Source organism: Dactylosporangium sp. NPDC049742 (assembly GCF_040674675.1).
GTDB classification, from domain to species: domain Bacteria; phylum Actinomycetota; class Actinomycetes; order Mycobacteriales; family Micromonosporaceae; genus Dactylosporangium; species Dactylosporangium maewongense.
The window spans coordinates 83,091-103,160 of the sequence record NZ_JBFANF010000003.1 but is presented as its reverse complement, the minus strand read 5'-3'; the positions used below and the strand labels follow the sequence as shown (position 1 = coordinate 103,160).

The 20,070-nt window shown below is 75.0% G+C and carries 1 protein-coding gene; it reads right to left on the bottom strand.

The annotated features are described in order from the left end of the window. Positions 1–14: 14 nt before the first annotated feature. Entirely contained in the window at positions 15–20,030 is a 20,016-nt protein-coding gene (locus AB0J72_RS05810; protein ID WP_363394806.1) for a glycosyltransferase, read from the bottom strand. Positions 20,031–20,070 lie beyond the last annotated feature (40 nt).

The following is a 20,070-nucleotide window of genomic DNA, read 5'->3' as shown; positions in this document are numbered from 1 at the left end:
TCCGTCGACATCCATCATGCCGCCGGTCCCGGCCCGCGCTCGTCGCCACGCCGCCCGCCGTCCGTGCCGCGGCCCGGATCCCCCGGATCCCCCGGATCCGCGGAGCGACCGGGGCCGCCGACCCCACCGGCTGCGCTGTCGTCACCAACAGCACCACGCCCGGGACCACCGGCCCTCGGCTCACCGGCCCTCAGCTCACCGGCAGCGGTCCCGGCACCCGTCCCCGGCCCGCTGATGCCGCCCGGCTGCGGACCGGCCGACGCCGGCTCGGCCACGCCTCCCGATGCCGGCCCGGTCACCACACCGGGAACAGTGCCGGATGTGTGCGGCCGGACCGCGCCGCCCGGACCCTGCACCGTGTCGCGGCTCGCGCCCGGTGTCGCCTCCACGATCGCCTGCGCCAGCCCAGTGGCCGCGTGCTGCCAGGTGTACTCGGCCAGGACGGTCTGCAGCCGGCCCGCCTCGACGCGCCGCTGGACGTAGTCGCGGCGCAGCTCAGCGACCGCGTCGGCCCACACCGCGGCCCGCGCCGGCTGGTTGCCCGCAAGCCCGGCGTCCGGCACGACCGCCACCGCGCCGGCGGTACCCGGGATCCGGCCGGAGTCGGCCAGGAACTGCCCGAACCCGCTCTCGGCGGTGACGAGCACCGGCAGGCCGTGCGCTGCCGCTTCGGCGCCCGACAGCCCGTACCCCTCCACCTTCGACGGCATGACGGCCGCGTGTGCCCACTGCATGTCCTGCAGCAGTTCACCGCGATCGGTGGTGTAGGGCAGCAACTCCACGACGCCCGGGCGGCCGACGGCGGCGTCCGCCTCGGCCTGCAGGACCGCCAGCTCGTCGGGCTGGACACCGCGGACCCGCACCTGCACGGCGATCCCCCGGCGGTCGAGCTCAGCGACGGAAGCGATCATGTCGGTGTAGCCCTTGACCGGGTCCGATGCCCGGCCGGTGAAGAGCAGGTGCATCCGCTCGCCCGGCGGCGGCCCGGTCACGTCGCCGAGCAGCTCGATACCGGGGATGAGCTCGTGGAAGCTCGGCGGCCGGATCGCGCCCTCGGCGAGGTTGCGGGCCTCGGCGGTCAGCAGCGGGCCGACACCGACGACGAGGTCGCTGTTGCGCACGACGACAGCCTCGCGGCGGGCGTACTCGGCGCCGAGCTCGGCCCGGCCCTGGATCTGTGCGTACCGCTCGATCGGCATGTGCAGCACGTCGACGAGCGCGGCCGACGGGTACCACCGGTTGCGGATCTGCATGGCGGCGGTGCTCGAGAAGCGGGAGTGCCCGACGACCACGTCGTAGGCGTCGCTGTTCGCCGGTGGCAGGCCCTCGACGGCGTCGGGCTGTTCGCGGCGGCTCAGCTCGTACAGCTGCTCACGCGGGGTCATGCCCTCCTTCGGCGGGACGGAGCGGATCATCGCGGCACCGTGCGGTTCGGTCTCGCCGACAGTGAGCAGGGTGACCTCGGCGCCGGGGTGCGCGGCAAGCGCCTTGGTGATCTCGCCGCTGGCGACCGGCAGGCCGCCGAGCCCGGCACCGCGGCCGCTGGCGTGTGCGACGACGAGGACCCGCAGCCGGCCCGCGGCGGCCACCTCACCGGCGGGCAACGGGTCGGCACCGGCCCACACCTGCCGCGCCGGATCCCACACGCCGGTCGCCTCGCGGGTGCGGTTGAGCAGCGGGTCGAGGAACGCCCTCGCGACCGGCAGGGCCTCGGCGACGGTCCGCAGCGGCAGACCCGGTGTGCCGGACGCGTACTCCGCGTAGCCGGCGTGCCAGTCCGGGTTCGGGATGTAGAACTTGGCCGGCACCCGCAGCGGCTCGCCCTGCTCGATCCGCCATGTGAACTCCTCGAGCAGCATCCGTTGCACGGCGGCCGCGTCCCACGGGCGGTTCACGATCAGCATCATCGTGTCGACGAGGTCCTGCACCCGGTAGGGCAGGTCACCCGTCTGGCACGACCACGTCCCCTGCGTGCGGGGCAGGCAGTCGCCGCACTTGGTCTGCTCGGTCTTGACGCCCTGGGTGAACATGCCGGACACCTTGTGGGCGAGGGTGTCGGTGAGCGAGATGAGCCGCAGCTGCGGGCTCTCCCCCGGTACGCCGGTGCGCATGATGTGCTCGGGGAAGTCGACGAGCTCCGGCTGGGCCCACAGCTCCCGGCTGCGCGGCGGGGCCAGGTCGACGCTGACCTCGGCGACGAGCCGGCCGTTGAGGTAGGCGTCGTGCTTGAGCCGGGCACCCTTGCCGTGCTGCAGCGGCGCCTCGTACGTCTGCGTGAAGGTCAGGTGGTCCCCGAGGCTGCGCTGCAGGGCCTCGGTGTACTGGCGCACCATCTCGGTACGGGACGCGCCGGTGTAACCGACGAGGTCGATGTCGCTGGTGACCCGGGCATCCGGCCAGCGGGCCAGCAGCGTCTGCCCGCCCTTGATCATCCAGTGCTCGGGGTGGGCGGTGAACACCCGGGCCATCACCCGCTGCAGGACGAACTGCCGCAGCTCCTGTGCGGCCGTCGTGCCGCGCCGTTCGGCGACCTCGGCGACCCGGTCGCTGACCTCGTGCCAGAACAGGTCGGCCGGGGTGATGCGGTCCGGGCCGAACACGGCACTGATCAGCTCCGGGCCGTTGGGCTCGGGGTGCAGGTACCGCGCCGCAAGCCCGGCGTCGAGGTCGGAGCCGTCGGTCAGCCAGCTGGCCCGCGGCGCCAGCTCCGCATTCTCCGCGGAGGTGAGCCGCTCCAGGCCGAGCAGGAATTCGCGCTGCCGCTCGTGGGCGGGTCGCTCACGGTCGATGGTGACCTTGGCGAGGGCGGCGTCACGGTCGGCGGCGGTGGCGTTGTCGGCGAGGCCCTCAAGGCTCTCAAGGGCCGCCCGGCGCTGGGCCTCGCGGCTCGGCTGCATCGCGTGCTCGGTCTCGTGCACGACGCTCGCCGCCGCCTCCACGAACGGCGTGCCCGGCCGCAGGAACACCGCACCGGCCCGTTCGCTGTAGCCGGCGTAGCGGTGCACGCCCGGCGCGACCTGCTCCAGCATCGCGGCCGCGACCCGCCTGCCCCGTTCGCCGAGCACCGCGGCGGCGTGCTCGCCGTCCATCGGCACCGCCCGGGACAGCTCCTCGGCGTAGCGGGCGGCGAAGCGCGGGCCGAGGACCTTTTCCGCGAGCACGACCGCGACCGCCTGGTCGAGCACGTGGAACCGGCGCGTGGCCGGGTCGACGCCGAACACCCGCCGGGCAAGCTCGGCCGGGTCGAGCGGGTCGGCGAGCTCGTCGCCGAAGGCGCGGATCCGGTCGCTGAGGTCCTGCAGGGCTTCCTTGAGTGGCGTGAGGTCGCCGCTGTGCCGGGCGGCGGCGGCCAGTTCCTCGACGTTGTCGGCGGCGGCGCGGATGACCTGCAGGTCACCCAGGCGCGGGTCGCTGCGCGGCAGGCCGGCCGCGACGGCGTCGACCGAGGTGCGCACGTCGCCGGGGATCTGCGCGGCGGTCGGCCGCGACGGATCGGCGGGGCGCGGCGCCCAGCCGCCGAGTTCCGAGTCGATCCCGCGTAGCTCGGCGGCGGCGGGGTCGGTGAGCGCGGCCCGGATCGCGTCGCTGAACGTGCGGTGACCGTCCGGGTGGCGGGACCACCGCTGGAACTCCTCCCGCAGGTCCAGGCCGTGCCGGTGGGCCTGCTCGACGAGCGCCGGGTCGACGCTCGCCCGGGCGGTCGCGAAGCCGGTGTCGGGGAAGTCGGTCTGCAGCGTGCCGTCGGGGGCGGCCCGGTAGCGGCGGACGGTCCCGTCGGTCTCGGTGACGTCCAGCAGCACGTCCGCGCGGCGGACCTGGGCCAGCTGCAGCGCCGCGGTGATCGGGTCGGCGGCGTCGGGGTGCCGCGACGCGGTCGTGGAGAGCTTGATGAGGGCTGTTTCGGTGCTGCCGCGCGGGTCGAACCGCCACTGCGGGCTCGTCCCGGCGCCGGCTTCCTGCCCGGCGCGGATGGCGTCCAGCTCGTGCTGGAAGAGGGTGAGCACCGCACGGCCGGAGGCGGCGTCCGGCATCTGCACGGACGCCTCGATCGTCTCCCGCCCGCCGGGCTCGACGGTCTTGGCGACGAACGTCAGGTGGTAGTCGACGCGGGTGGTGACGGTTCGGGCGGAGCTCTCCTGGAAGTCGCTGGTCTCCAGGCGGGCACCGGACGGCGCGGATGTCTGCTCGGCGGCTGCGGCGCCGCCGGTGAAGCGTTCGCTCAGCCCGCCGAGGTTCGTCTGGTCCTCGGCGAGGGTCCGGCCGGTCAGGGCGAGCCGGGCCCGTTCGTCGCCGATGCCGACGGTGCGCTGCGACCGGTTGACCCGGCGGATCTCGGCGACCTCGATCTCGGAGGTGACTCGCAGCTGGGACTGCTCGGCCCGGACCCATACCTGGACCATCCGGTTTTCCCGGGCCGGGTCGCTGAGCGTGATCGACGGGTGCCCGCCGGGGCCGGCGATGCGTTCCAGGGCCGGGGTGTGCGCCAGCGCGGACAGCTGCCTGCGCAGGTCGGCGTCGCGGGCGGCGAGCCCGGCGCGGCCCAGCAGGTCCTTGCCGGCGAGCCGGTCGCTGATCACCTCGTGCAGGCGGCCGATGTCGGCGGTCTCGACGACGGAGCGGTCCGGCATCGGTAGTTGCCGCGGGTCGGCCGGGCCGTCCACGACGGCCGACGAGCGGGGCACCAGCTGGTCCTTGGTGGCCAGCTGCACCAGCGAGCCGCTGACGACGCCGTGGGAGCTGTTCGGGGCGCCGTGCCGGGTGACCAGGTCGGCCATCCGCTGCGGCAGCTGCTTCAGCGGGTGCGGCACCGACCGGGACACCTCGATGTGGATCTCGATCGGCCGGCGCATCCGCACGACCCCGTCGGCGATCATGAGGCCCTGCACGACGGTGCGCTGCCCGCCGACGGTGCCGGACCTGGTGTAGCCGCGGTTGGTGCCGCCACTGGCCTCCGGTGTGTCCAGGGCGGTGCCGTGCCCACTGCCGCCGGTGCCGTACCCGTACCCGCTCACCCGTGTCTGCTCATGCTGGGCGTACGCGTAGTCCTGCAGGATCGGCAGCACGTCCGGCCTGGTGCCGATGGGTGTGCCGGCGCCGAGCGTGACGGTGATCCGGACGGTGACGTGCTCGACCCACAGCCGGCCGGACGGCACCGGGAACGAGGCCGTGAACCCTTCCGGGGACAGCATGCTGTCGAGCTGACCCGTCCAGCGTTTGCCGGCGAGGCTGCCGGACAGCCCCTGCCACAGGCCGGGCAGCCGCTCGGCAGCGCCCGGCACGACCTGCTCGACCCGGGCCAGGACTTCCTGGAACAGCTCGACCGGGCGTCCGTCGCGGGCCGACAGGCGGATCGCGGGCTCCAGGACGCTGTGGCCGAGGGCCTGACCGAGGTGGTCGGCGAGGCGTAGCGCACCTTCCGCCGGCGGCACCGCCGGCAGTCCCTGCTCCTGGCGGATGATCGCGCCGATGCGGGCCGCCGGATCCGTGACGGTCCTCGGCACCGACGCGTCCGGGAACTGCTCGCCAAGCTTCCAGGCGATGCCGGTCGCCAGGTCCGGCGGCGTGCCGTACCGGTCGAGGAGCCCGGCGACGACCTTGCGGTCCAGCGTCAGGTGCCCGGTGCTGTAGCGGTGCAGTGCGTCGGCGATCATGTCGGCCGGGACGGGGTGCTCACCGGCCGCGTGAAGCTCCAGCGCGACGCGTTCCGGGATGGCGTAGACGACGTCGCGGGCCGGGAGGCTCTCGTGTGCGGTCCGGGTACCGCCGAGGACCTTCGGGTGGTGCTCGACGCCGGTGATCTCCACGTCGACGGGCATGCGGTAGATGTACTGCTTCTCGTTGCCGCTGGTGTGGATCCGCAGCCGCTCACGACCGTAGATGCGGGTCGAGGTGTGCGACTCGGCGTCGAACCAGCTGCGCGAGCCGCGCAGGCCGCCGGCGGCGTCGCCGACGGGTTCGCCTGCCACGTCGGTGTCGGCGCCGAGGTCGAGTCCGCCGCGCAGCGAGCCGCCCGCGTCGCCGCCGACCTGCCGGCCGAACGTGACCGCGTCGGCGCCCATCGTGAAGTTGATGTCGCCGACGACGAGGTCGGTCTCGCCGACGAACTGCGACGCGCCGGCCCGGCCCCGGATGGTCAGGCCGGCCCGCAGCGGGGTCACGCCGCGCGGGTCGACGGCGAGGTCGGTGCGGTGGCCGGTGAGCAGCCACTCCGGGTTGGCGACCAGGCTGCGCACGTTGGCGAACGACGTCAGGTGGGCGTGTGCGGCCGACTCTGGCCGGGCGCCGTCGGGCAGCACCCGGGTGACGGCGTCCCACACTCCGGCGGCGTCGAGGTGCAGCACGGTCGCCCAGCTCAGCGCCGCCGGCGATGTCGGGGGTCCGGTCCGTGGCGCGGGCGGCAGGACCGGCGCACCGGCGCGGGGCAGCAGGTCGGCGGGGAACAGCACCCGCGCCGAGCCGTCCCGCGACGCGACGAAGCTCTCCCCGCCGTGGGCGTCGACCCGCACGACTTCGAGGACGTGCGGCACGGTGAAGATCGCGGTCCGGCCGCCCTCGACGAGGGTCACCTGGTTGACGGTGCCGCCGGTGCGCCAGCCGGCGCTGCCGGTCACGGTGCGGGCCCCGCCGAGACCTGCCCCGCCGGGGACGACCGCACCGTCGCCTGGGGTCAGGCCGGCGACGCCTTCGCCGCGGACCGCTAGCGTCGAGGTCCGCCCGCCGGTGCGCGCGAACGTCGACGAGCCGATGTCGAGGTTGACGACGGTCTCCGCGGTGGTGTGCCCGACCAGCTCGGCGCGGTCCCAGTCCTGTTTGATCCGCAGCCGCAGCGTGACGTGGTCCGGTGCGAGACCGGGGCGCTGCCGGACCAGGTTGACCAGGATGCCGTCCTGCGCTGCCTGGTCGTAGGCGGCCTCCAGCCGGGCGGCGGAGATCTCGGTCAAGGCCCGCAGGTTCGCCTGCTCCGCGGCCCGGCGCAGCGGCTCGCCGGACAGCCGCGGGTTGCCCTCGGCGTCAGGTCTCGGCAGCAGGTTGTCCTGTGCGAGCTTCGCGGCGACATCGAGGCGCAGCGCGTCGGCCCCGGTCAGGCGCTGCACGAGGGCGGGCCCGGCGCCGTCGATGCCGCGTGCGCCGATCCAGTCCGGGAGACGCTCCGCCCTGTTCGGCGGTGCGCCGGTCACCGGGTCGTCGCGCAGGACGATGCTGCCGTCGGGCCGGTGCTCGACAGCGGCCTTGTCGACGGGCAGGCCGTAGCGGTACGCCTCCGGCTCAGGCATCCGGAACAGTCCGGTGCTCTCCACCGAGCGGGTCAGCATGTCGGGCCGCGACGGTTTCCACCCGGACGGCTCCACCGTGACGTCGTGCACGACGCTCAGCCGGTAGCCCTGGGTGTGCCCGGAGTAGCGCTGCACGCTCGGGTGGATGGCGGTGCCGCCGGCGCTGATCCCGTCGCGCGCGCTCGACCCGGGCGATACGGTGCCCTGCAGCCCGGCGGTGCCGAACGGCAGCTCGCCGGCGTCGGTGCGCGGCCCGGCGGTGATGTCCGCCTGCCGGGAGCCGCCGATGGTCACCGACCCCGAGGCGCCGGAGAACGCGATGCGCAGCCGCTCCTGGTGGTACCTGTCGCTCGCGGTGCCGACAAGCTCGGCCGAGCCGGGCACGACCCGGGTGTGCACGGTGACGGTGGCGACGACCCGGCCGCCGTCGGTGATCGGCCGCTGCACCCCGGCCGGGTCGTTGATCGCGTCGGCGAGCAGTCCCGGCAGCTCTTCGACGACGAAGGTGCGGACCTGCTGGCGGATCGGCCCGCCGACGTGGCGGTACTGCTCCGGCAGCATGCCGACGACGGTGTCGTTGAGCCGTTCCAGGCCGGTGAGCCCGGTGACGACGTGCTCCGGGAACTGTTCCGCCCGCGGCCGCCCGGCCGGCAGCGTGTCCGTCGCCGTCTGTGGCAGCGCTGGTTCGGTGTACGGGTGCGGCACCCACAGCCGCAGCTCGGCGGCCGGCCCGGCGGCGCGGTCACCGACGGGGACCGGGTCGGTCCAGACCGCGCCGGGGCGGCCGGGCCGGACCTGGACGGTCCAGTGGCCGTCGACGTCGAACAGCGCTGACTCGCCGCGGTTGTCCGCGACGGCGCCGGTGAGGCTGAAGTCGTTGCCGGACCCCTGCACGGAGAACTGCCGGCGCAGCTCGCCGCCGAGGTTCAGGGTGGCGTGCCGGGCGATCTCCTTGACCACGCCGAGCGTGCCGGGGGTGCCGTCGGCGATGGCCGCGTCGAGGGCCGCGGCGACCGGGAACGCCACCGCAGGGCCGGCGTTGCGGTTGAGGGCCGCGCCGAGGGTCCGCCCGGCGGTCGCCTGCGGCATGTGCCCGGTGATCACCTCTGACGAGCGGGTCGGCGGGCGGGGCACCTCGACCGCGTCGCCCGGGTGGAACCGGACGCGGACCTCGGCGGCGCCCATGCCGACCGGGAACACGGCCCCGTCCTCGCCGCCGGCCTGCCGCCACACCGACTGCAGGATCCGGTCGGCCTCGTCCGGTCGCAGGGCGACGTCGACGTCGGCGGCGTCGAGCAGCGCGTTGACGGTGTCGGTCACCGCGTCCAGGTGCGGCATCCGGCCGCCGGGCACGCCCGCCGTCAGGACCTCGTGCAGCGGCTGGGTCGCCGCCACCGCCTGCCGGTAGGTTTCGAACGCGGCCGTGGCGGCGTCGACGTACTCGCGCAGCCGCGCCGGATCAAGCTCGGCGAGTTCCAGCCGGACGAGCTCGAACGCGTCGCGGGCGGCGGTCGCGGCGTCGCGGGCCGCCCAGAACCGTTCGGCCGCGGAGTAGTGCCGGGCGGCCTCGTCGGCTGCCTGCTGAGCCGCGACGCTGGCCCGTTCGGCGCGGGCGTCGGAGCTGCGATCGGTCCGGTCCTGCTCCGCGTCGCGGTCGGCCGCCTTCGCCGCGGCGGTCTCCTCGGCCTTCAGCGCGGCCTCGATCCGGGCGGTGACCCGCTCGTCGAGGGCCTTCGCGGCCCGGTCCAGTGTGCCGGTGAGTTCCGTGACGGATGTTGCGGTGGGCGTGCTTGCAGCGACCCGCACCTGCTCGGCGACCTGCCCTGTGCGCAGCGGCGCGTACGGGTCGGCTCCGTCACCGGTCCGGTCGGCGGCACGGGCCGCCCGTGCCGCGTCGCGGGCGTGACCGGCCAGCTCCTGTGCGGCGGGCGGCAGCACGTCGCGGCGCCACGCGTCGGCGGGGTTGTCCGTGACGACCCGCTCCGCGACGGCACGGGCCTGCTCGGCGACGGTGTCCGGCAGGCGGCTCAGGGCGGTCAGGGCACCTTCGGCGCGGGTGCGTCCGCCCCGGCCGTAGACGTCGGTCTCCGCGCCCAGGATCGCCGCGGCTTCGGCGCGCAGCAGCGCGGCGTCGGCGCCGTCGGTGAGCCTGGAGCGCAGCCAGTCGCGCAGTGCCGCGACGTCTTCGGCCGGCAGCTGCCGGACGTGACCGTCGTGACCTGTCAGGTGCAGCGACCCGGCGGCCGGGCCCGGCGCGACGCCGGCGGCGAGCGCGGCCGGGTCGGGGCCGACGAGCAGCGGCCACGTCTCGGCGAGGATCGCCTCGGCGAGCAGGCCGTGCAGCGGCCCGGCGACGCCGTCGGGCAGCGGCTCGCCGCGCAGCGCGTCGAGCTGTGTGGCGTCCAATGTGGACAGCCGGTCGAGCAGGGCAGTGCGCCACACCTCCCGCAGCTCGGCCGGGGCCGCGTCGTGGCCGCGGGCGAGGACCCGGGCGGCGGCGAGGTCGGCGTCACCGGCCCAGAGCACGCCGAGCCGGTCGCCGAGGGCGGTGACGACGTGCGCGGCGAGGTCCGCCGCGGCACGCACCCGCAGCGGCTCACCGGCCGGCCCGGCGGTCCGGTCGGTGAGTGCCGCGAAGGGCTCGTGCACCGGCAGCGTCACCGTCTCGCCGCCGGCGGTGCGGACCTCGATCACGGCGTCGCCGCCGGGGTGCGGGCGGGCGTGGTCGACAAGACCCGCCGCCGTCAGCTCGGGCAGCGCCCCGTTGACGGCGGCCTGCACCTCCGCGTGCCGCTGCTGCGCCGCGTCGGCGCGCCACGACGCACCCGGGTCGGCCACCTCGCGGGCCGCCGCGGCCAGGTCCGCGGGGAGCCGGTCGACGACACGGGCGGCGGACTCGGGGCCGAGGCGGTCCAGCAACTGCCCGATCCGTGTGTCGGCAGCGGCGTCGGCGGCGCGGCCGTGCAGCTCCGTGGTGAGCTCGGAAAGGACGGCCCGTTCCGGACCGGTCAGCGGGGTCCGGCCGAGGAGCCGGTCCTTCAGCGTCGGCCCCGGTTCGGGCGGCGGCGGCGCTCCGCGTTCCACAGTGGACGGTGAGGGTGGTAGGGCGGCGACGTGCTCCCAGCCGGGTTCGCGCAGGTTCAGGTACAGCTGCTGCTGCGCCGGGGAGAGCCTCTCGGCGGGCACCTCGGCGTCGATCATCCGCCACAGCGCCGGGGCGTTCGGCCCGTCGAGCCCGAGATGCCGCAGGTGCGCCCGCAGGTCGGCGATCAGCGCCGCCCGCTCCGCCGGGCTCTGCTCCGCGACGATCCGCCCGACGCGCTCCTGCACGTCGCCGACGCCGCCGCGGTCGTGGTCGGAGAGCCGGTCGCCAGCGGGTGCGCCCGTGCGGTCGGTCAGCACGTCGGGTCGCGGGTCCGGGCCGGCCGGTCCCCACCATCCGCGGCGGTTCAGCCGGGCGTCGACCTCCCACGTCTCGTGGGTGAACGTGCCGAGCAGGTCGGGGCTGTCGGCGTGCCGGTCCGACAGCACGACGGTCGCTTCCGGCTCACGCGCCGGGGCGCCCTCGGCGACCTCGGTGCGGGCCCGCAGGTCGCCGACGTCACCGGCGGTGACCCGCATCCGCAGCGGCTCGCCGGTCCAGCGGTGCACCTCGACGTCGGCGGCGACGACGGTGCCGTCCGGGCCGGTGTGCACCTGGACCGGGCGGACCTCCCGGATGACGGAGTCGCTCAGCCGGTGCAGTTCGGTCGGCTGGACGCGTTCCCAGAACGACCCGCCGACCCGGGCGGCGTCCGGCGCGGGAAGGCGGTCGGCCTCCGAGCGCGTGCCGTGCACGACGGTCGCGGTCACCGGCCGCTGCGGCGGGCGGTCGCCGGGGGTGTCGGCCCAGTCGATCCGGTCGTGGCCGAGCAGCGGTGTGGCCAGCGCCGCCGGGTCGTGCTGCCCGACGACCCGGGCGCGGACGGTGAACACGTCGACGCCGGTCTGCTCGATGCCGAGGAGCCGCAGCCGGGTCCCGGCGGCCAGCAGGACGCCGGCGTCGGCCGGCCCGTCGGTCAGTTCATCGATCCCGGTCAGCCGGGTCTGTGCCGGTGCCTCGATCGCCAGCCGGATCCGTTCGAACCGCTGCGGTGTGTGCGCGGACGCGGGCAGGAACCCCTTGTGCGTGACGGTCGCACCGACCATCCCGGCGAGCCCGGTGACGTCGGGCAGGCCGAGGGCGGCCGGCGACACGGCCGCGTGCAGCAGCAGGTCCGCGCCGGCTGGGCGCATCGCCGCCTGGATGCGCAGTGCGTCGGCCCGTTCGTCGCGGCCGCCGATGCGGCCGTCGTGACCGATGTAGGTGTCGACGTTGTGCCCGGTCGTGGTGGGGTACCGCTCCAGCGCCGCCCGGATCGGCTCGGGCAGGCCGGCGGCGGGTCGCTGCGCCTGCTCCAGCGTGCCGAACCTGGCGCTGTCGGCCGGTTCGCGCCACGGCACCTGCGTCGTCACGTCCAGCGCGGTGCGGGCCTCGTGGTGAGCGCGCCCCAGCGGTGTCTCCAGCCACGCGTCGACCTGCGAGCTGTAGTGCCCGCGGCCGGGTGTGCCCGCCGTGGCGTCGAGGCCGTCGACGACGCGGGCGGCCTCGGGCACGGTCAGCCCGGACACCCCCGTCGGGGACGACCTGCCGATCCGGGTGCTCTCCTCGCGCAGCATGTCGTAGAGCTGCTCCGGCGACCGGGCAGCGGCCAGCATTGCCGGGCCCTCCGCCTGCAGCCGCGCCACTATCCGCGGGTCGACGATGGCCGGGTACCGGGCGAGGACCTCGGCCCGCATCGCCTTCAGCGGGGTGCCGTCGGCGCCGACGGCGGCTGCGGCACGGTCGATCTGGCCCTCGCCGACGGCCCGCACGGCGGTGACGGCAGCCGTGGCCCGCTCCGGCGGCATCCGGCCGTCGAGCAGCTCACCGACCAGCTGCCGAAGGTCCGGCAGGAGCGGCTCGACCCGGGCCGGCGCCGCCGATCCGCCGGTGTCGCGGGTGGGCAGCGGCGGCCCGGCCGTCTCGGCCATCCCGAGCTCGATCCGGGCGCGCAGCAGGTCCGCGCCGAGCCAGGCGAGCTGGTCGTCGCCGGTGAACACCTGCCGGTCGGAGGCGAACGACAGCGCGTCCTCACCGGCCGGGCGCTTCGTCGACAGCAGGTTGTGCACGTTGGACACGTCGACGTCGAACGTGACGCCGCGGGTCGTCGTCACCCGCAGCACCGCACCGGGAACGCCGAGCTCGTCCTGCCGGGCGACGGGGCTCGTGGTGACGCGGTCGACCCGCGCGACGCCGGGGATCTCACCGGGCCTGGCGATCTCGCCGACGGCCGCCGTGAACGCCTGCTCACCGCGCAGCCGGCTGTAGCGGCTGCTGTCGCTGGCACCGGACTCGACGTCGAACATGCTGACGTCGGCACCGCCCTCGCGGGCCTTCTCCGCCAGCATCCAGGCGTGGTCGACGGTCGGGACGTAGTGCCCGCTGCGGCCGCTCACCGACACCTGGCGGCCGTTGACGGCGACGAACTCACCGGCCGACAGGGTGTCGCCACCGGCGAGGAACGACGCGTGCTTCGCGTTGAACCGGCCCATCTGCGACTCGTGCAGCGCGTAGGTCCGCAGCGTGCCGGGCTCGACGACGAAGTGGTACAGCCCGTCCAGCGGGACCCCTTCGGCGTCGTACCACAGTCCGTCACGCAGGTGGATCTCCATCGACGCGCGGGTCTGTGCGTCGAAGTACGACACGCGGTCGCGGGCGTCCTGGAGGCGGATCTCCTCCTCCAGCCGCATCGTCGGCAGCGAGTCGTGCGTGCGCGGGCCGGTGACCTCGACCCGCGGCACCGGCACCGGGAGCTCGACCGCGTCGGTGAACAACGCGGTGTCGACAGGCTCGCGGACGTGTTCGAGCCGCCGGGCCAGTTGCAGCTCGATGCCGTCGGGCGCGCGCAGCTCGATCCGCGGTGGCCGGCCGTCGGTCCAGTAGGCGGGGTCGGCGGCGGCCCGCAGCAGCCCCCGGACGTGGCCGGTGAGCGCGTCGACGGCGTGCGAGTCGAACCGGCCGGCGCGCGCCACGACCTCCGGCGGCGGGGTGCTGACCCAGGTCCGGCCGCCGTCGGCCGCCTCGAGGAGAGCCCCGGTCAGCTCCGGGGAGCGCGGAAGGTCGGGCAGGCCGGCCAGCTCCGGGCCGGGTCGCGTGCCGGGCACGAACGCGGGCGGCTCCAGGTGCTGGGTGCCGTAGGTGCGCCGGACCCCTTCGATGGTCTCGATGATGCCGGGCAGGGCGTCCTCGGCGAGGTTGTACTGCACATGTGCGCCGGACTGCCCCGGCCGTTTGAACATCTGCCGGTCCAGGTCGAGGAGCTCCCGGGCGATGACGCCGCGCTGCCCCGCCGGGGCCTGCTCGAGGGCCTCGGAGAGCACCTTCAGCTGGGCGAGCAGCTGCCTGTCGTCACCGTTGAGCTTGAACGCCCGGCCTTCCGGCCGCAGCGCGCCGGCCTGCTCGCTGTCCTGGCCGAGGAGCCGGTTGACGAAGCCGCTGACCTTGCTGCGGGTGCCGGCGACGTCGACGGCGTGTGCCTCGAGGGCGCGTGCGGTGAACCTGTCGAGCCGGGCCGGATCGTGCAGCACCGACTCCGGCACGACGACCTCGACGGCCGGCTTTCCCGCCACGGTCGCGGCCGTGCGCACCGGCGTCGAAGGCTCGGCCGCCGGCAGCTCACCGGCGCGCGGCACGGGTTCGGCGGCGGTCCGGAAGACGATCGGCTGGCCCTTCTCCGGCTGGACCACGACGTGGTCGGCACCGGCCGACACGCTCCACCGGGCGTCCGCGGGTAGGCCTCGCTGCACCGAGTCGGCGATCGCCGGGACCTGCTCCGGGCCGCGGGCGCCGCCGGCGAGCCGGTCGGCCGGCGCGGCACGGTCGAGCCCGTCCGCCACGGACGTGTCGAGCCACTCGGTGAGCGCCGTGCGCAGCTGCTCCGGGTGCAGCCGGCCGGCGAGGGACTGGGCGACCCCTGACAGGTCGGCGACGACCGGTGCCCGGCCGGGGACTGTGACCCGCACCTGACCGTCCGGCAGGGCTTCGATCCGCGAGCCGGGGACCGCCGCGTCGACGCGGGCGGCGTAGAGGTCCACCACGTCCTCGACGGCCTGCCGAGCCGCGCCGTCGAGTCGCACCGGCTCCATCCGCGGCTGCGCCACCTTGAACGACAGGTCGATCCCGGCCCGGCCCAGCACGTCGGTGACCTGGTGCAGGTACTCGGGGGCGATCCGCTCGCCGGAGAGGAACTGGACCACACCGTCGACGACGGCGATCCTGCCGTAGCCGGCGAGCGGCATCCCCAGGCTGCCGGGGGAACGGTCCGGCGCGACCACCAGGAACGTGCCGTCGGTGCCCATGCCCCACAACGCGACGCCGTCCGGGGCGAGCGCACGGGTGTCGAGGCGGCGCCCGTCACCGTCGAACAGCGCCGACCGGCCCGGCACTACAGGGTCCGGTCCTGCCGTTACCCTGGCGCGCGCCTGTTCGGCGGCGCTGAGTGGTACATCCCGATATCCCGATGCAACGTCCGGCCAGGCGTGCAATGGCCGGGACCCGCCGTCCGCCGGGCCGCGTTCGAGCTCCGCGCCGTCACCGAACGCGTCGTGGGCCAGCTGCTTGCCGTTGGGCAGGGCGCGGACGTACTCGTTGATGATGTGCTGCCGGACTCGGCTGTCGGACTCCAGCAGCCACTGGTAGTCGCGGGGCACCGCGGCGTCGTGCCCGTCGCGGGCCAGCTGCGCCGCCGTCCGGCTGCCGGCCATCCCCTCCAGGAATTGGCGCTGCTGCTGGAACGCCGCGTATTCGCGCTCGAACAGCCGCTGGGCGATCGCGACGTCCTGCGCGTACGGGTCCGCGATCTCCTGGCGGAAGGCCGCCACCTCCCGGGACCAGCTGGGCTGCCGCGCGTGCGTCGTCTCGTGCACCGCCGTCGACGCGACCTCCATCAGCGACCTGTCCGGCCGGATGAGCAGCCGCTCGAGCCTGCCGTCGTAGAGGCCCTTGACGTTGCCCTGGATGTGGTGCTCGGTGTTGCGGTACTCCCGCGCGGACAGCAGCTCCCTTGCGTGCGCCTCGTGCAGTGGCACCGCCCGGTCGAGCTGCCCGATGACGGCGTCGGCGACGTCGCGGGGCATGACTCGCTCGACGGCCGCGCCGATGATCGCCCGGTCCATCGGGTGGAACCGGTGGGTGGCCGGGTCGATCGCCGTCTGCCGGTTGACCATCTCCACCGCGTCGAGCGGGTCGACGCCGTGCAGGTCGTGCCACGCCTCGTCGACCTCGGGACGGCGCTGGTGCTGGTCGTGCTCGACGATCGTGTGCTGGTCGCCGTACTCGCGGACCTGCCGGCTCAGCTCCCGCACCCCGTCACGGACCGGGGCCAGGTCGCCGGTCGCCCGCGCCTCCCGTAGCAGCGCGTCGAGCCGGTCCGCCTGTGCCCGGACCGCGTCCAGCGCCTCGAGCCGCTCGGTGAGCCGCGGCGACGGGTCGAACGTCCGCTCCAGTCGCGACTTGGCCTGGTCGACGAGCTCCCGGACGTTGTCGGTGAGCTGCTCGCCGGTGCGGTACCGCGTTCCGTAGTGCTCGCTGACCCGCGGCGGCCGGTCGGCGCGCTCGAGCTCGACGGCGGCCTCCGCCTCTTCCCGCAGTCGCTGCAGGGCGGCGTCGATCTCCGCCTTCGACTTCGGGGTGCCGCCGTCGGTCAGGTGGTCCTGGATCTGCCGGGCCAGCTCCGGCGGGGTCGACCTGTCGGCGAGCCGGGCCCCCACCCAGTCCGGGGTGATCTCCCGCGGCGGCGGCGACCCGGCCGGGGTGGTGTCCCGGACCCGCACCTGCTCGGCACTGACGACGGGCACCGGCTCGGACGGCTTCACCGGCAGCGGGTCGGCGGTCCGCGCCGGCGTGTCCACCGGGTTGTCCGGCACCCTGACAGGGGCGTCCGGCGTGGTCTTCGACGGCGGTATCAGGTCGTGCACCGAGTCGTGCAGCGCCCGCCACGCCGCCGGCAGCTGGTGCAGCCCGGACACGGGCACCGCGACCACCGCCGGTCCGGTCTGCACCCAGCGTTCGCCCGCCCAGACCATCTCGGGCCGCACGATCGCCGGGTGCCCGCCCGCCAGGATCGAGTTGACCTGCGGGGTGAACCACACCGAGTGCCCGTCCGGGAAGTGCGCCACCAGCCCGTACTTCTCGAGCGTGATGCGCACCGGCGAGTCCGGCTGTGCGTTGCCGAGGATGTCGTCGATGTACCGGTTGAACGCGTCGCGCGTCCCCTCAGGTGTCGAGAGCCCGTCGCGCGGTGGCACCCCTTCGACCTCGACCGGCATGATCCGCGGCGGGACCCGCGTGCCCGGCGCCGGCGGGCGGCCCGTGATCGGGTCCGGCCCCTGATCGGGCAGGCCGTCTGGCAGAGCGGGTGCACCGCGGCCCGGCGGCACGGAGGTGTCCGCGGTGTCGCGCAGCTGCTCCGGCAGTGAACCACTGGTGCGGGGCTGCGGGCCGCGCACGGTCTCCACGGGCACGGCGGTGCCGTCCGGCGGGCTCTTCAGCCAGGAGTCGACGACGTTGAGCGCCTGCCGCAGGCCGATCGCGACCTCCGCCGGGCGGGTCGCCGGATTGCCGGCCCCGACCCGTTCGTCGATGACGACCCGCACCGGACCGGCGGGGCGGCCCGGTCCCCCGTCGTCGAACCGCAGCTCGGGGAACTCCACCCGGATCCGTGCGCCGCCGGGGTTGCGGCCGATCTCGACGCGTACCTCGGCGAGGCCACCGTCGCGGAACCATACACCGTGCAGCCCTTCGCCGAGCGCCGCCATCCGGACGGCCTGCCATGGCGTGGCGAGGTTCGGTCCGCGGCCAGCGGCCGGTGCGGGCACCCGGTCGACGGCCCGGTCGACGGCACCGCGCAGCCCGGCGGCGTCACCTGCCGCGTCGGCGCCGAACGACCGGCCGAGCGTCAGGTTGCGCGGCTCGGCCCGGGTGACCTGCCCTGTCGCGGCCGGTTCGGGATAGCCGTCGCGCAGCCGCTGGAAATCCGCCGGGATCTCGGCGGGGCTGCGACCGGCGGCGGGCGGTTCGGTGGTGACCGGGTCGGCCGCCGGATCCCGGGCGGGGTTGACGGTCGTGTTCTGTGCCGGGTCGGTCCTGGGTCCGGTGGTGCGGTCCGTGCCGGCGGGGCCACGGTCGACCGGTCCTGCGTCACCGGGGCGGTCGAGCAGCGGCGGCAGGTCACCGCCGTCGGCGGGGTGGCCGTTCCTGCCCGTCGCGGTGCCGTCCTCGGGCCTGGTGACTTCGCCGGCCCTTCCGTTCTCCCCGGGCCTGCCGTTCTCCCCCGGCCTTGTTGTCTCGCCGGGCCTTGTTGTCTCGCCAGGCCTCGTGGTCTCGCCGGGTCGGGTGGTCTCGCCGGGCTTTGTGGTTTCGCTTGGCCGTGCGGACTCACCGGGTTGGATCGTCTCGGCAGGAGTGCCGTTGTCGCCCGGCCTGATGGATTCACCCGGTCTGATGCTCTCGCCGGGCCTGACGCCTTCGCCGGGTCTGATGGACTCGCCAGGTCTGATGGTCTCGCCGGGTCTGAGGGTCTCGCCGGGGCGCAGGGTCTCGCCGGGGCGCAGGGTCTCGCCGGGGCGGGCCGTGCCGCCGTCCACCGGGGTTTCCGGGCCGCGGACGAGTGTGCCGCCGTCGGCGGTCCGCACCGCCGCCGGGCCTCGCACCACCCCGCCGCGGTCGGCCGGGACCTCGGGGCCGCGCGGCGGGCCGCCGTCGACAAGGGCGTCCGGGCCGCGGACGACCCCGCCGCCGTCGACCACGGTCTGCGGGCCGCGCACCACCGGGCCGCCGTCGACCTGCGGTCCGCGGATGGCCGGCCCGGCGGGCTGGTGCGGGCCGCCGGGAGGGCCACCACCGTCCGGGCCGCCTGGGGGTGGCGGTGACCCGGCACCGACCGACGAGCTGGGCGCGATCTGCGGCTGGTCCGGCACGACCATCGGGTCGAGGAAGTGCCGGTGGACCTGGACCTTGCCGTTGGGGTCGATCACGCCGTACTCGCGCAGCCGCCCACCCTCGGGGATGGTGCCGCCCTCGGTGCGGAAGAACGCGGCACCGCGGCCCGGCGCGTGCCACTGCTCGACGCCGTTGAGGTTGGCGACCCTCGCGGGGACGTTGACGCCCTGCGGGGTGTCGAACCTGGTGATGAAGCCGGGCCCGCGCTCCGCCGGCACGATGTGCACCGACTGGCCGATCTTGATCGGCATGTGGGCCGGATTCGCGGTGAAGTGGCTGGCGGCGCCGAAGACACCACCGACGAACGCGCCGTGCAGGACGCCGTCCTTGATGCTCTCGCCGGTCGCGGCGTTGAAGAGGCCGCCTGCCACACCACCGCCGATGGCGTGGCCGAGCGGGCTGCCCCACATGCCCGCGCCGAACAGGGCGCCCTGCGCCGCGTACACCTTGACCTGGTCCAGGTCGAGCAGACCCGGGTCGAGACCGCGCTTGTCGATGATGTGCAGCTGACCGATGAGGTTGCCGCCGCCCATGAACAGCCCGCCCATGGCGATGCGGGTGCCGAGATACTTCGCCATCTCCGTGCGGAACGACACCTTGGCCGTCTGCGCCGCCGCCTGCTGCATGAGGACGCTGCGGGCGGCCTGCTGACCTGCCGCGTCGACGCCGAGGCGGCCGAGCGCCCCTTCCATGGCGCGGCCGCCGACCCGCGCGCCGAACTGCCGGGCCAGCTGCTGCTCCAGGGCCCTGGCGTAGGCGGCGCGGGTGGCCCGGCCGGCGGCCATCGTCGCGGCGCGGGAGCCGACCGACCGGCCGACCCCGGCGGCGACGCTGCGGCCGAGGGTGTTGCGGATGAGCCCGTTGGTGAGCGTCGAGCGCAGCCACTGGTTGGCCATGCGGTCCGCGACGTGCCGGGCGATGACGTTCTTGGGCAGCAGCCCCCGCATGATGCCGGCGCCGAGGTTGCGGGCGAAGTTGGGCAGTGTGGTGCGCGCGAACGTCGTCCCCGCGGTGCGCAACGCCGGCAGCGTCGAGCGGGCGAGGACCGGCAGGGCGCCGCGGCCCAGCGCCGGCAGGGCGGCGCGGGTCAGCGCGGGGGCGGTCGTGCGCACCAGCGTCGGCGCGACGCGTGCCAGGAACGGGGTCAAGCTCCTCAGCGCCACCCGGAGCGTCATCTGGCCGATCGCCGTGATGGTCTTCGTGGTGGCGATGCCGATGAGCCTGCCGGTGGTGAGGAACGCCGGGACCACACCGCTGAGTGAGGCACCGCCGGAGAAGAACGCGGCGATGATGAGCTGCAGGAGCAGGGCGCCGAGCATGATGAGGTTCAGTGCGACCATGAACTCCTGCAGCTCGATCTGGAAGCCGAAGCCGTCCAGACTCTGCGACAGGGAGCTGAGCCCCTCCAGGGTGGCGCCGACCGCCCGCAGGTAGTTCAGCCACTGTTCGGTCCACTCGACCGCGCCCTGGCTGGCCCAGTTCTGCATCAGCGCGTCGGCGACGTGGGAGACCTCTTCGTAGAGGTCGGCGAGCTCGTTGGCGGCGTCGGCGTAATGGCTCGCCAGCGTGTAGATGCTTTCCTTGTCGGCTTCGGGGACCCTGCCGATGATGAGGTCGCGGGCCATGTTGCCGGAACCCGGGATGTGCTCCTCGAGCTCGACGAACCATCCGATGATGGTGTCGATGACGTTGTCCACCGTCACCCCCGCCGGGTCGCCGGCAGGCGCGCCGGGCGCA